General features: G+C 64.8%; 11 protein-coding genes. 5 read left to right on the forward strand and 6 right to left on the reverse strand.

Translation table 11 applies throughout. The annotated features are described in order from the left end of the window. Positions 1-6: 6 nt before the first annotated feature. The 3 genes from ACM9LZ_RS05295 to dgcA form a co-directional block, all read right to left on the reverse strand. Entirely contained in the window at positions 7-1,155 is a 1,149-nt protein-coding gene (locus tag ACM9LZ_RS05295) for a pentapeptide repeat-containing protein (protein ID WP_416618304.1), read from the reverse strand. A gap of 137 nt (positions 1,156-1,292) precedes the next feature. Beyond that, a complete protein-coding gene (locus tag ACM9LZ_RS05300) occupies positions 1,293-2,423 on the reverse strand; it encodes a pentapeptide repeat-containing protein (RefSeq protein WP_416618305.1) in 1,131 nt (376 codons plus the stop codon). Between the two features lie 131 nt (positions 2,424-2,554). Next, the gene (gene dgcA, locus ACM9LZ_RS05305) at positions 2,555-3,562 is read right to left on the reverse strand and encodes an N-acetyl-D-Glu racemase DgcA (protein WP_416618306.1); all 1,008 of its coding nucleotides are present in this window, start codon (positions 3,560-3,562) and stop codon (positions 2,555-2,557) included. Positions 3,563-3,733: 171 nt separating this feature from the next. Here dgcA and ACM9LZ_RS05310 point away from each other — a divergent pair, with 171 nt between their 5' ends. Beyond that, positions 3,734-4,561, forward strand: coding sequence for a hypothetical protein (locus ACM9LZ_RS05310; protein WP_416618307.1), 828 nt, complete (start codon positions 3,734-3,736; stop codon positions 4,559-4,561). On the opposite strand, the gene ACM9LZ_RS05315 is transcribed toward ACM9LZ_RS05310, so the two are convergent. Together ACM9LZ_RS05315 and ACM9LZ_RS05320 are read right to left on the reverse strand one after the other, a co-directional pair. Further along, positions 4,539-5,900, reverse strand: a complete 1,362-nt coding sequence (locus ACM9LZ_RS05315; protein ID WP_416618308.1) for a CRTAC1 family protein — start codon at positions 5,898-5,900, stop codon at positions 4,539-4,541. The two genes, ACM9LZ_RS05310 and ACM9LZ_RS05315, sit on opposite strands and share 23 nt — an antisense overlap. Positions 5,901-6,045: 145 nt before the next feature. Then, positions 6,046-7,116, reverse strand: coding sequence for a serine hydrolase domain-containing protein (locus tag ACM9LZ_RS05320; RefSeq protein WP_416618309.1), 1,071 nt, complete (start codon positions 7,114-7,116; stop codon positions 6,046-6,048). 413 nt (positions 7,117-7,529) lie between these two features. Here ACM9LZ_RS05320 and ACM9LZ_RS05325 point away from each other — a divergent pair, with 413 nt between their 5' ends. The 4 genes from ACM9LZ_RS05325 (at position 7,530) to ACM9LZ_RS05340 (ending at position 13,251) form a co-directional block, all read left to right on the forward strand. Next, on the forward strand, positions 7,530-9,389 hold the full coding sequence (locus tag ACM9LZ_RS05325; RefSeq protein ID WP_416618310.1) for a ribonucleoside-diphosphate reductase subunit alpha: 1,860 nt from the start codon (positions 7,530-7,532) through the stop codon (positions 9,387-9,389). Positions 9,390-10,187: 798 nt separating this feature from the next. Further along, entirely contained in the window at positions 10,188-11,879 is a 1,692-nt protein-coding gene (locus tag ACM9LZ_RS05330) for a methyl-accepting chemotaxis protein (protein ID WP_416618311.1), read from the forward strand. A 450-nt stretch (positions 11,880-12,329) separates the two neighbouring features. After that, a complete protein-coding gene (locus tag ACM9LZ_RS05335; protein WP_416618312.1) occupies positions 12,330-12,929 on the forward strand; it encodes an EF-hand domain-containing protein in 600 nt (199 codons plus the stop codon). A 67-nt stretch (positions 12,930-12,996) separates the two neighbouring features. Beyond that, positions 12,997-13,251, forward strand: coding sequence for a hypothetical protein (locus ACM9LZ_RS05340; RefSeq protein ID WP_416618313.1), 255 nt, complete (start codon positions 12,997-12,999; stop codon positions 13,249-13,251). A 36-nt stretch (positions 13,252-13,287) separates the two neighbouring features. Here the strand turns inward: ACM9LZ_RS05340 and ACM9LZ_RS05345 are convergent, their stop codons facing one another. Next, positions 13,288-14,199, reverse strand: a complete 912-nt coding sequence (locus ACM9LZ_RS05345; RefSeq protein ID WP_416618314.1) for a LysR family transcriptional regulator — start codon at positions 14,197-14,199, stop codon at positions 13,288-13,290. Positions 14,200-14,309: the final 110 nt, after the last annotated feature.

Consider the following 14,309-nt stretch of genomic DNA (forward strand, 5'->3'; position numbering starts at 1 on the left):
CCCGGATCAGGGGGTGACCTGATCCGGCAGCGTGCAGTCGCGCAGCTTCACGCCCTTCAGCCTTTCCGGCGGGATCTGCGCCCCGCTGAAATCGACCCATTCGACGGCCGCGTCATGCAGGCGGACGGGCAGGGCCCCGCCACCGCGAAGCTGGAGGTCGGTCATGTTGGCCGCCTCCAGGACCGTGTGGCGCAGGGTCGCCCCCTCGAACCCCGCGCCGCGCAGGTCGGTGCCCGACAGGTCGGCATAGGCCAGGTTGGCCCCGCCGAAATCGCTGGCCGCCAGCTTGGCATGGCCCAGTTGCGCGCCCGTCAGGTCGGCCCCACGGAAGGAGATGGTGGAAAGCTCCCGCCCGCGCAGGTCGACGCCTTTCATTTTGCGGCCCGCGAAATCGGCACGGGTGCCGGCCTTGCCGCCGCTTTCCACCCATTCCTCGTGCGCGGCCACGATCCGGTCGATCTCCGCCAGGTTGTTGAGATGTTCGGTGAAGGCGGGCAGCCCCTGGAACAGGCGGCGGGTCGTGTCATTCACCGTGAAGGTGGCATCCTTGATGTCGGCATGCAGGAAATTGGCGCCCTGCATCCTGGCCCCCAGCAGCACGACGCCCTGCAGGTCGCTCTCGCTGAAATCGGCGCCGGACAGGTTGGCATTGCGCATGTTGACGCCGCGCAGCCGCACCTTGCGGACCACGGCGTCCTCCAGTGACGCCTCCTCCAGATTGCAGAAGGACAGGTCGGTCACGAACTCGCGACTGACCACTTCCGTCCCGCCGGCCCCCTTGCGGTGAAGGGTCATGTTGCCGACGCGCAGGTCGCTGCCGTCCAGCCGCGCCTGGGCAAGGTCGGTCTTGTAGAAACGTGCGCCGCGCAGGTTGGCCCGGGTGAAGTCGCAATGTTTCAGGTTGGCGCCGATGAACAGGCTGTTGGCCAGGTCGGTTTCCCGGAACTTGCCGCCCTCCAGATCGGTCTGCGACAGGTTGCACGCCAGCAAGGTGGCTTGCGACAGGTCAAATCCCCTAAGGCGTGTACCCTCCAGGTTGGCAAGGCGAAGTTCCAGCCGTCGGCCACCCTTGTTCTTCAAGAAAAGGGAATGCATGGCGAGGTGCGTCGTCAGGTCGGTCCGCGCCGACCCGGTATCGATGGGGCGCTGTGTCATCAATCATTCGATCGTATGCGTGAATTCGCGCCGGCAAGGCCATGAACGATGGCGTTTCACCAACGGCGAATCGGATGATGACCGTATTGATTGCAGAAATAAATGATTAATAAGTTAATTCTGGTGCAGCTTTTGCTTCATGTCTCTTCAGGCATGCGGCATTCGCGCAGGACGGCGCCCTTCAACTGTTCGGGCGTGATGGCGCATTCGGCGAAATTGGTCCATTCCACGGATGCGCCGGCGAAGCGCACGGCCAGCCGGCCGCCGCCGCGCAGTTCCAGGTCGCCGAAATCGGCACCGTCGACGATGGTATGCAGCATGCGGGCGTTTTCCAGCCCGGCCCCGCGCAGGTCGGCATTGGACAGTTCGGCATAGGCCAGCGTGGCGCTGTTGAAATCGGCCGCGGCCAGACGGGCGTGGGCCAGCTTGGCCCCGGTCAGGTCGGCGCCGCGGAAGGACACGGCCGACAATTCACGTCCGCGCAGATCCACGCCACGCAGGGCCAGACCCGCGAAATCGGCCCGCGCGCCCGACCGGCCGGCGGAATTGACCCATTCCTCATGCGCGGTGACGATACGATCCGTCTCCTTCAGGTTGGCCAGATGTTCCTCGAAGGCGGGATTGCCGGCGAACAGGCGCCGCGTCTCGTCATTCACCGTGAACACGGCGTTCTTGATATTGGCGCCTGTGAATTTGGCCCGGTCCATATGGGCGCCCAGCAGGACGACGCCCTGCATGTCTGCCCCGGACAGATCGGCGCCCGACAGGTCGGCATTGCGCATATTGACGCCGCGCAGCCGCACATTGTGCAGCACGGCATCCTGCAGCGTCGCCTCCTCCATGTTGCAGAAGGACAGGTCGGTGGTGAATTCCCGCTGCTTTGCCACCCCGCCGCTGTTCAGCGTGATGGAGCCGACGCGCATGTCCGACCCGGTCATCTTGGCCTGCTGCAGGTCGGACTTGTAGAAGCGGGTGCCGCGCAGGTCGGCGCGCGTAAAGTCGCAATGTTTCAGGTTGGCGCCGATGAACAGGCTGTTGGACAGGTTCGACGCCTGGAAACTGCATCCTTCCAGGTCTGTATAGGAAAGATTGCAGGCCAGCAGCAGGCATTGCGACAGGTCGAAATTATGCAGCTTCAGACCCGACAGGTTCTGCAGACGCATCTCCAGCCGCTTGCCGGCATGACCGCGGGCGAAAAGCGTGTGCTGGGCCAGCATGACCTGCATGTCATGGGATGGCAGCGTGTGGGCACTTTGCGGCTTATTCATCGGGCGATCGGTGTCTTTCGGGCCTTGGAACGCAAGTATGCCATACATGGGCCTGCGGGTAAGCCGCCAACATATGCTTTCAGTCCTTCACCAACGGTATAGGCCGGTGACCTATCACCGCACCGGACTGTTCAACCCCAGATGGATGTATCGGCCGGGTAGAGTGTGGCACCGTCATAGCGCAGGCCCGGTTCCCGATCCCGGTCCAGCAGCAGGGGACCGTCAAGGTCGACATAGTCGGCGCCCTGTGCCAGCAGCAGGGCTGGGGCCATCGACAGGGAGGTGGCCACCATGCAGCCGACCATGACCCCCAGCCCCAGCGCCTGGGCCCGCGCCTTGACGGCCAGCGCCTCCGTCAGGCCGCCGGCCTTGTCCAGTTTCACATTCACCACGGTATAGCGGCCGGCCAGCGCCTCCAGCCCTGCCAGCCCGTGGACACTTTCATCGGCGCCGATGGGGACGGGGCTCCGGAACCCTTCCAGCGCGCTATCGGCGCCGGCCGGCAGCGGCTGTTCGATCATCTCCACCCCCAGCCGGGCGAAGGCGGCGGGCAGGCTGGACAGGTCCTGCGGGGTCCAGCCCTCGTTGGCATCGACGATCAGCCGGCTTTCGGGGGATGCCTGCCGCACCGCGGCCACCCGCTCCAGGTCGCCGCCATCGCCGGCAAGCTTCAGCTTCAACAGCGGGCGTGCCGCGGTGCGGGCCGCTGTCGCCATGGCGGCGGGCGCGTCGATGGACAGGGTGAAGGCCGTGACCAGGGGTTCCGGTGCGGCCAGCCCCGCCAGTTCCCAGACCGGCCGGCCCGTGCGCCTGGCCTCCAGATCCCACAGGGCGCAATCCAGGGCATTGCGTGCAGCACCCGGCGGCAGAGCGGACAACAGGCGGCGGCGGTCCATCCCGCCGGCCGCGAACGGGGCCGTTAGCCCCTGCATCGCCGCGGCCACCCCCTCCACGCTTTCCCCGTATCGGGCATAGGGCACGCATTCCCCCCGTCCGATACGCCCGTCCGCGTCGCGCAGCTCTGCCACCAGCACGACGGCTTCCGTCTTGGCGCCGCGTGCGATCCGGAAGGTGCCGCGGATGGGGAAACGCTCCTGCCGGACCGTCAGGGCCAGGGCGGGAGGGCGGGAGGAGGACATCGGCATCTCCGAACAGGACTGCAAGTATTTGATTTTATAGCGGGAAGCCGGGGTGATCGGAAGGGGTTGCGCCCTGATCGCCCGACACACCATTGCGGTCGCGCCACGAAACCCCATGTGGTAGACCGTTGGCACCCGAAGCCACCTGTTGTCACGGGACCTGGACGCACAATGAATTTCAAGGACGCCTGGCGCGAATCACTGGCGATCTATCTGCTGTTGCTGTCGGACCCGCGGCGCGTTCTGCGCTTCGCGGGGGCGCCCGCCCTGGTGCTGGCGGTGCTGGGCGTGGCGCAGATGACCCGGTCCGGGGAAGGCGGGGGCAGCCTGCTGCTGTTCCTGTCCGTGCTGGGCATGATCTGGGGCCTGGGCGTGTGGACGGTCCGCTGGTCCCGTTTCCTGCTGTTCGGGGAAGACAATGTGCAGTTCTGGGACATGCCATTTGAACGGCGCATGTGGCGCACGGGCGGGCTGCTCTTGTCCATGCTGCTGCTGTCGGGGCTGGTGTCGATCCTGCCGGCATCGGTCTTCATGACCCTGCTGGCCGGTGTCACGGGCCACGGGCTGGGCAGCGGCGAGGCGCCGCCCGATCCTGCGACCCTGGCGACCATCCTGCCCGGCTGGTTCCAACTGGTGACCTATCTGGTGATCATTTTCCTGACGCTGTTGCCCGTGGCGCGGCTGGGGCCGGCCATGGGCTCCGTCGTGCAGGATGGACGGTTCGTGATGGGGGCCAGTTGGAAGGCGACGGGGCATCTGTTCGGCCTGCCGCCGCTGCTGGCGCTTGTGCTGGTCAACCTGCCCATCCAGGCGCCGGCGGCCCTGCTGCTGATATGGGGCATCAAGGATGGCAGCCTGCTGGTGGTCTTCCTGGCCAATATCCTGCTGTCGATCACCCATCCGCTGGTCACGGCGACGACGGCCCTGCTCTGGGCCCGAATCTATGGCGTCGCCATCGGTCCCTATCAGCCCCGTATCATCGTCCGGGATGAGGAATGACCAGCATCCGGCAGGGCTCAGGCCGGTCGATGCGCTGAACCGCGCCGTCCGGCCAGCGGATTTCGATGCGCTCCACCACCTCCAGGCGGCCCAGGCCGAAATGGGCCACGGGTTCCATCTGGCACAGATAGCCTGATCCGGCGCAGATGGCCCGCATCTGCATGCGCCCGCCCGCCCATAGCCGGATGACGGCCCCGCGGGCCGGGGCGCCGGCCGGGGTCAGCGGCCTGACGCGCAGCCAATGGTTGGCACGCGGTTCGGCGATGAACAGCGACAGCGGCTGGGGCGCCTGTTCCCCATGGGCGACCAGCAGTTCCAACTGCCCGTCGCCGTCCAGATCGGCCACCGCCGCCCCCGTGCCCAGCCCGTGGGGAAGGGTGGCGTCGCCGGCGTCGATGGACACCCAGCGTTCGTCGCGCCAGCCGAACAGCCGGTTCGGCTCCCCCAGATTGTTGATGAAGATTTCCTCATACCCGTCATTGTCGAAATCGGCGACGATGACGGTGCGGGCGCGGGATGGCTGGGCCAGGGCCGGGGGGGCGATGTCGGTGAAGCCGCCGCCGGCCCGGTGCTGGAACAGCCGGTGCGGCCCTTCCCAATTGCCCAGCATGATGTCGAACAGCATCTCCCCCTGCATCAGGGCGGCGCCGCGCGCCGGCCGGGCCGGATCATCCAGGCCAAGGGCGGCGGCCATTTCCTCGAACGTGCCGTCGCCGCGGTTGCGGAACAGCAGGTTGGGCCCGGCATCATTGCCCATGAAGATGTCGGGCCGGTCGCCCAGGATGGGGGCTGCCAGCAGGGAGCGCCCGCCCGCGATGGCGTCCAGCCCCACTTCCTCCGCCACATCCACGATGCGACCGCGTGCGCCCATTTCGTAGAGTCGCATGGGGCCGCCATGGTTGGCGACGGCGATGCTGTACCGGCCGCTGCCCGCCCGGTCGATGACCGCGACGCTGCGGCCTGCGAAACGGTTGGCGGCGGCCATGTTCTCCGACAGTGCGAACAGATCGACCCACCGGCTGCCGAAACAGGCCAGCAGCCTGTCCATCACCTGTTTGGGTCCGGAAAACCCGTCGCCGTTCAGGATGTAGAGTTCCTCGCGCCCGTCCCCGTCCACATCGCCGCAGGCAAGCCCGATGGCCCGGCGCCCGTCATCGGCGATCAGCGGGTCGGCGATATCGACCATCCGCTGCCCGTCCCATTTCAGGACGCGGTTGGGGCCGCCATACCCCGCCACGATGATCTCGTCCTGACCGTCGCCGTCGATATCGGCCACGGCCACGCCGTAATGCAGGGCGGGCTGGTTGCCGGCGATCAGGTTGGAGCATTCGATGAACATCCGCCCCCCACGCAAATATCATCGTCCCGGCACCGGAACGGATCATCCTCAATATCCCGGACCGGCAGGGCGGGCAAGGGGGGCAGCCCCGCACCCGCCCTGGTCATTGGGGGTATCGACGGGGGGTATCTGTCATGCCCCCCGGTCAGGAATCCTCCCCCGCCTGTTGAAAGGCCGCGATGATACGGCCCATCAGGGTATGCAGGTTGTCGCGATCGGCGATGGTGGTGGGGCGCGGGCTGTTGTCCGACGTCATCACCACGCTCAGCCCCAGCCGCGGCACGATATACAGCATCTGCCCGCCATAGCCCCAGGCATAGGCCATGTCCTCCCCGCCCATGCGGCGCAGAAACCAGCCATAGCCGTACCCGTCGCCTGTATAGGCCGAGCGGGTCCGCGGCTGCCAGGAGCGTATGATCCAGTCCCGCGACAGGACGCGCCGCCCGTCCGCCGTCCGCCCGCCGGTGCGATAAATCTCGCCGAAGGCCAGCAGGGAACGCGGGCTCATCGCCATCTCGTTGCCGCCCATATAGATGCCCTGCGGGTCGCGCTGCCAGCCGCCGATGGCGAAACCGTCGACATCGGCGAACCAGCGTCGCGCATTCTCCCGCGTGGACCGGCCCGTGACACGGGTCAGGATGGCCGACAGCAGGTGGCTGGAGCCTGTGGAATACAGCATGCGTCCGCCCGGATCGTCGGCGAAGGGCTGGTCCAGCGCGGCGCGCACCCAGTTGCGGCTACCCACCCAGCGTCCGTAATTGGGGCCCGATGTCGGACCCAGCCCGGCCTGCATGGACAGAAGATGACCGATGGTCACCTGTTCGATACGGGGATCGGCCTTATCGGGTATCTGGTCGCGCAGGATGCCGGCGATCGGCTGGTCGACGCCTGCCAGCGCGCCCCGGTCGATGGCCATGCCGACCAGGGCCGTGATGACGGTCTTGGATGCGGACTTGATATTGGTGGGCGCGGCGGGGGAATGGCCATTATAGCCGCGTTCGGCCAGAACTGCGCCGTTGCGCGCCACGATGACCGTCTCCAGCGGCTCCAGCCGGCCCGCCGCCTCCAGGATGCCGGCCAGGGCCGGCGCGCGGCCGCTGGCGCGGGCCGGCCGGGCCGTGGCGACCATCCCCATCCCCAGGCCCAGACCCAGGATGCAGGCCGCCCCGTCTTGCAGCAGATGGCGTCTGTGGATGATGGCGGGATCGTCCGGCATGTCACGCTCCGTCACGGGGTATCGGGAGGATGATCGGGCAAGGCGACAGGGAGCGGGGCCCGGCCCCGCAGATGCCGCGTGACATCCTGCCTTCGGAGCCAAAACCCCGGCGGCGTCTTTGTTGCCGCGCGCCCGCAATCGGTTCATCATCGGCAGAAATCAAGCGATTATGTGGCGATGGGGCGGCTACTCATCCCGCCGGCCTTCGTCAAGCGCCCCGTCTTGCATGGCCCGGCTGCATAGGCCGGACCCCTTGGAAGGCCTGACGTCAAGCCTATTCATGATGGACAGGCGGGAAATTTCTGCCTTGTGAGTGGCACGGGATTTGGTACGATCCCGACCTCACCCAACAACATGTAGTGTTCTGTGGGCAGTTATCCACAGCCGGGCACTGGGGAAAGCGGGGATAAGTCATGCGCGACGGCGAAGTGAACGAGTGGGGGCCGCAGGGCGCCGATGTCTTCGGGCAGATCCAGATGCGCAAGCATCCGGCGGTCACGGTGGATCACACGCGCAACGAATTGCTGACACCGTTCGGCAAGGCGACCCTGGACGACCGCTACCTGATGCCCGGTGAGACCTATCAGGACCTGTTTGCCCGCGTCGCCAGCTATTATGCCGACGATCAGGCGCACGCCCAGCGCCTGTACGACTATATCTCCCGCCTGTGGTTCATGCCCGCCACGCCCGTCCTGTCCAATGGCGGCACGGCCCGCGGCCTGCCCATCTCCTGCTTCCTGAACGAGGCCAGCGACAGCCTGGAAGGCATTGTCGGCCTGTGGAACGAGAATGTCTGGCTGGCTGCCAAGGGTGGCGGCATCGGGTCCTACTGGGGCAACCTGCGCTCCATCGGCGAGCAGGTGAAGGACAGCGGCAAGACCAGCGGCGTCATTCCCTTCATCCGCGTCATGGACTCACTGACGCTGGCCATCTCCCAGGGCAGCCTGCGCCGTGGCTCTGCCGCCTGCTACCTGCCCGTCTCGCACCCCGAGATCGAGGAATTCATCGAGATGCGCCGCCCCACCGGCGGCGACCCGAACCGCAAGGCGCTGAACCTGCATCATGGCATCGCGATTCCCGACGCCTTCATGCGCGCCGTGGAAGCCGATGAGGAATGGGCGCTGACCAGCCCGAAGGATGGCAAGGTCCTGCGCCGCGTGAAGGCGCGCGACCTGTGGATCCGCATCCTGACCGCCCGCATGGAGACGGGCGAACCCTATATGCTGTTCATCGACCATGTGAACCGGGCCATCCCGGAACATCACAAGCTGGCCGGCCTGACGGTGAAGATGTCGAACCTGTGCAGCGAGATCACGCTGCCCACCGGCATGGACCCTTGGGGCAGGCAGCGTACCGCCGTCTGCTGCCTGTCATCGCTGAACCTGGAAAACTTCCTGGAATGGCAGGACCATCCGACCTTCATCGAAGACACGATGCGGTTCCTGGACAATGTCATGACGGACTTCATCCAGAAGGCCCCCAACGACATGGAGCGCGCCAAATATTCGGCCATGCGCGAGCGGTCGGTGGGGCTGGGCGTCATGGGCTTCCACAGCTTCCTGCAAAGCCAGATGATCCCGATCGAAGGTGTGATGGCCAAGGTCTGGAACAAGCGCATGTTCGCCCTGATCAAGCGCCAGGCTGACGCCGCGTCGGTCAAGCTGGCGCAGGAGCGCGGGCCCTGCCCCGACGCCGCCGAATACGGGATCATGGAACGCTTTTCCAACAAGATCGCCATCGCGCCGACGGCCAGCATCTCCATCATCACCGGCGGCGCCTCGCCGGGGATCGAGCCGATGGCCGCCAACGCCTATACGCACAAGACCTTGTCGGGCAGCCATTCGGTGCGCAACCCGTACCTGGTCAAGCTGCTGGAGGAGAAGGGCCGCAACGACGAGGATACCTGGTCGGAGATCACGCTGAACAGCGGGTCGGTGCAGCACCTGGACTTCCTGACCCAGGATGAGAAGGACGTGTTCAAGACGGCGTTCGAACTGGACCAGCGCTGGCTGATCGAGCATGCCGCCGACCGCACACCGTTTGTCTGCCAGAGCCAGTCGCTCAACGTCTTCCTGCCGGCCGACGTGCATAAGCGTGACCTGCACCAGATCCACATGATGGCCTGGAAGAAGGGTGTGAAGAGCCTGTACTATCTGCGCTCCATGTCGGTGCAGCGCGCAGAGAGCAACGCCACCAAGGAGATCGGCAAGGCGAAGCCTGTCACCCAGGTGACGGAGACCAACAAGTACGAGGAATGCCTGGCCTGCCAGTAAGGGCAGGTTCGGGAAGATCGGGGGCCGTGGCGAAAGCCGTGGCCCCCTTTTTATTGTCAAGGAGTGGGCGGGTTGCCGGTGCCGGGGAGAGCCGGGCGTTCGGTTTTTCGGCACGCAACGATTTTTCGGATTCGCGGCATCTGCGGCAAGGATCGGCCTGATTTTTCCGCATTCGGTGCTCTTGACGCACACCAAAGGCATTCTAGTTCGTTAAATTCGTCTTTATTTTCAAGAAAACAGCAGAATATAGCAGCGGTCCATGTTCCAAGTTCCTGGATTTTGGCCGTTAGTACGCCAAGAGCGAACATGAAGCGCAGGCCCCGCTTTGAGAGATGTCTGCCGGAAAATCCCCATATAAGGATGCAGAAAACGACTTTTCGTTTCCTTTTGGAAATTTTCTCTGTCTATTCCGGATAATGGTTCTGGTGGGGTGCCTGTCATACTATTCTATGGTGGGCTGTCAAAATTTCTTGGCAAGGTCCAGAATTATGAAAATATATTTGAATTAATACTCAGGAAATAATTTTTAAACTAATATTGTATTTGTAATTCTGTAAATATTTCGAAATATAAATAAGCTCATATGAAATATTTCCAATTTGGATTTTATTTATATTATGTATTAATTGTGCGTTAATAAATATAAACCATGTCCATATCGGAAAATCAAATAAAATAGCTTGCTTTAATGCCAAATTAACAAGAATCTTTCTTGCTGAAGACTTGTGTGTGGGGCAGCCTCCTTACCCAAAGTCCTATGGGACTGATGCTAAAGTTCTAGAGGGGTGGAGGGGGTCTATGCTTTCGAAGTACAGGATATCGGCCAAGATATTTGCGGTCGTCGGTTTTCTCAGCGCGGTTTCGGTGATCATTGCGATCGTCGGCCTCAACGGCACCAACCGTATGGAGGAGATGGCAACCCAGTCCAATCAGGCGGCACGGGCCATGCTGTTGAGCGCGCAGCTCAACCGCTTCGTGGTGATGATGAACCGGGCGGAATATGCCATCGCCGCCAATCCGGCCGAAGCGGCACAGATCGAAGCCGATCTGGATGAGGTCATCCAGGGCGCCATGCGCAATTTCAGCCAGTTGGATGGCCTGGTCGATGATCAGCAGGCCCGCCTTCTGGAGCGGGTGCGTCAGACCTATGCCACCTATGAGAGGGAACTGAACGGCACCATCGATGTGGCCAAGGCGGCGGGGGACGTGACGCTGACCCAGGCCCAGCAGACCATCTATAACGAAGTGGTCAAGAGCCGCGGCGTCGCGGACCGGTTGCGTCAGGAGATGACGTCACTGGTCGAATACACGACCGAAAAGTCGGACCGCATCGCCGCCGATGCGACGCGGACGGGCAATGTCGTGGGCTGGTCGCTGCTGATCGTGGCGGCGCTGGGCATCCTGATCGGTGCTGCCGGCGCGTGGTTCATCTCCAATTTCGGCGTGGTGAAGCCGCTGACCGCGGCCGTGCAGTGCCTGCGGCGTCTGGCCAATGGCGAACTGGGGCTGGAGATCGTCGGCCGTGGCCGTGGTGATGAAATCGGCGACATCGCGGATGCCATGCTGGTCTTTCAGGACAACGCCGTCCAGCGGCAGAAGCTGTTGAAGGAGCAGGAGCAGGAACAGCAGCAGCGTCTGGCCCGCGCCGCGGAAGTGCAGCGCCTGGTGGAGGAGTTCGAGGGCAAGATGGCGGAAGTGGTGGATGTCATCGCATCGGCCACGACGGAACTGGAAGCCACGGCCAACACCATGTCCAGCACGGCGGAGGAGACGGAGAAGCAGTCCGGCGCCGTGGCGGCGGCCTCTGAACAGGCCACGGCCAATGTCCAGACCATGGCATCGGCAACGGAGGAACTGTCGGCCACGGTGCAGGAGGTGACGCGGCAGATGCATCAGGCCCGCGCCATCGCCGACGATGCGGCGCGCGAGGCGGCCAGCAGCCGGTCGGAAGTGGAATTGCTGGAAACGGCGGGTGAGCGCATCGGCGGGGTCATCGCCATGATCCAGGATGTGGCAGGCCAGACCAACCTGCTGGCCCTGAACGCCACCATCGAGGCGGCCCGCGCCGGGGAGGCCGGCAAGGGCTTTGCCGTCGTAGCCAGCGAGGTGAAGCAGCTCGCCAACCAGACGGCCCGCGCCACCGAGGACATCCGGTCGGAGGTGGAGGCCATGCGGGCGTCCATCAAGGCTGCGTCGGCCAAGATCGGCCATGTCGCGGCCGTCGTGGAGAAGCTGAACGGCGTGGCGGCCAGCGTGGCCAGCGCCGCCGAGCAGCAGGCGGCAGCCACGGCCGAGATCGGGCGCAATGCAACCGAAGCGGCGCGTGGCACGCAGGAGGTTTCCGGCACCATCAACGGTGTGCGCGAGGCGGCCGGCACCACGGCGGCCGCGGCCAGCCAGGTCCTGTCCTCCGCCGGGGAACTGGCGCACAAGTCGGTCGAACTGCGCGACGGCGTCGCGCGCTTCATCGAAGGGGTGCGCGCAGCCTGATTGCCGGGGGCGTCTAAGCAGGTTCCTCCAGATCGGGCCACACATGGCCCGGCCCGGAGGAACCTGCCGACTCCATGGTTTGCAGATTTTCCGAGCCCGCCCATCTGTGGGCGGCGTTCGGAAAATCTGCTTAGAGCAAAGGGGGTGGCAGGGGGATGGACCCTTGCCACCCCTTTGCCGTTTTGGCTGGCGCCTTCCGGCCGGCCCCGCTAAGCAGGATCAAGGTGTCATACTATTTTGCGATGATCAGAACCAATTGGTTCTGATCATCGCCCGCAATCGCCGGCGCCAACATTCGTTGGCTTGGCGACGCCGCACGATCGGCGCGCCGGCAGTCGCCGGCGGACCAGCTTGCGATGAGTTCTACGCATCGCAAGTCGGTGTCAGGCACAGGGAGGACAGGGTATGCGGACAGTGCGGTGGCCGATGGCCGGCTTGGTATTTCTGGGTATGGCCCTTACCCTTTCGGCCTGCGGCGGTGGTGGTGGGGGCAAGCCGGACCGGCCATTGCCCGGCATCCGCTATGTGCCCGTCAGCCCGCTGGGGGAACCACTGGGTCCGCCAGGTGCCGATCCCGCCCCCTATCGTCAGGCCATGCGCGAATGGTTCGCTCGCACCGACAAGGACGGGGACGGCAAGCTGTCCCTGGCCGAGATACAGGCGGAGGCCGACCGTGTCTTCCCGCTTTATGATCTGAACGGGGATGGCCAGATCACCTCGGCGGAACTGACCAGCTATCGCGTTTCGACCCCGTTCCATGCCTTGCCGGCCGACACGGGGCGCCGCCTGCGCCCCGGCCGGATCGACATGACCCCGGACGAAGCGGCCAGCCTGACGCGCGAAGGCAAAGGCCGGCCGCAATATCGTATGGGGATCGATCCCGTCATGGCGGCCGACACCAATGCCGATTTCCGCGTGACGCGGGAGGAATTGCGGGCCGAAGCCGCGCGGCGCCTGTCCATGATGGACAGGAACGATGACGGTGCCATCACCCTGGCGGAATTCATGGAACATGCGGAAGGTCCGATGCGGGCCTGGGCTGTCCAATAGAGGTAGTCCCCTCACGCTGGCACCCGCCTTGCTTGGGGGCCCCTATCCATTGGTATAGGGAGCTGCCATGACCGAATTCGGCCTGTTCATCGTTCGTCCCCCGCAGGGGGTGGCCACGGTTGCCGCCATCCATCCGTCCCGGGCGGAGGATGCGCGCATTACCCTGAAGCGGCTGCGGGGCAGCGGTTTCCACGTCACCGCCCTGTCCAAGGCCGATGTGCCGTCCCTGGAACCGGAAGGCGCGCGGATACAGTTGCAAGGGCTGGTCAATGGCATGTTTGAACAGGCGCCTTACCGGCCGGCTGTCTCCATCGTCTGGTAATATACCGGGACTCCAACAGAGTCCCGGTATATAACGTCAGGCGTTTTGCAGGTGCATTGCGAAATGCAATGGCCGTGACCAGCCAAGTCTTGCATGTTCGATAAAGCGGGCCAGGGCGGCCGTCATCACGCCATCGCGGCGGTGGATCAACTGGGTCGGCGCCACGGCCCAGGGGGCGGGAGCCTCGTGGATGGCCAGGGCCGGCCGCAGCGGTGACCGGTCCACGGCGGCCAGGGGCAGCAGTGACAGGCCGATGCCAGCCGCGACCCCGCCGATGATGCCTTCCAATGTGCCGAATTCCTGCAAACGGGCGTGGCGGACCCCCATACCGGCCAGAAGGCTTTCCAGCCGTTCGCGATAGGCGCAGCCGCGCCGGAAGCACAGGGCGGCCGGCGCCGGCCGGGCCAGCGCCTCTTCCCACGCCACGCCGGCTGCCGTGACAAGCACCATATGTTCCGTGCCGATATCGGCCGCCACCAGGTCCGGATGATCGATGGGGCCCCCCACCAGGGCGGCATCCAGGCGGAAGGCCAGAACCTCGTCCACCAGCGGTCCCGTGCCGCCTGTGCGCAGGCTCAATTCCACATCGGGGAAGGCCGCGTGATAAGCGGCCAGCACGGGCGGCAGCCGGCAGGCCGCCGTCGTTTCCATGCTGCCGATGGCCAGACGGCCCGCGGGCCGGCCGGGGTTCATCAGGTCGTGCAGGCTGGCACGCGCTGCGCGCAGGGCCGCCGTCACCTGCCGCGCATGGGGCAGCAGCCTTTCTCCCGCGCGTGTCGGCACCACACCGCGCCCGTTGCGATGGAACAGGGGTACGCCCAGTCCCGCCTCCAGCGCGCGGATGCGGGCAGTGACGTTGGACTGCACGCAATTCAGCCGGCGCGCGGCAGCGGTTATGCCGCCTTCTTCCACCACGGCCAGGAAGAAGGCCAGATCGGTGCTGTTCATCAGGCTTCCATCACCAATATCGATATCAAATATCCTTTCATTTCATTTTTCATGATGTCAATCCCGTGTCACCGTCCAACCCTGCATCTTGGCAGCCGAAGGGGTTGGGA

It is taken from the genome of Niveispirillum fermenti (genome assembly GCF_048066175.1).
Taxonomy (GTDB): Bacteria; Pseudomonadota; Alphaproteobacteria; order Azospirillales; family Azospirillaceae; genus Niveispirillum; species Niveispirillum fermenti.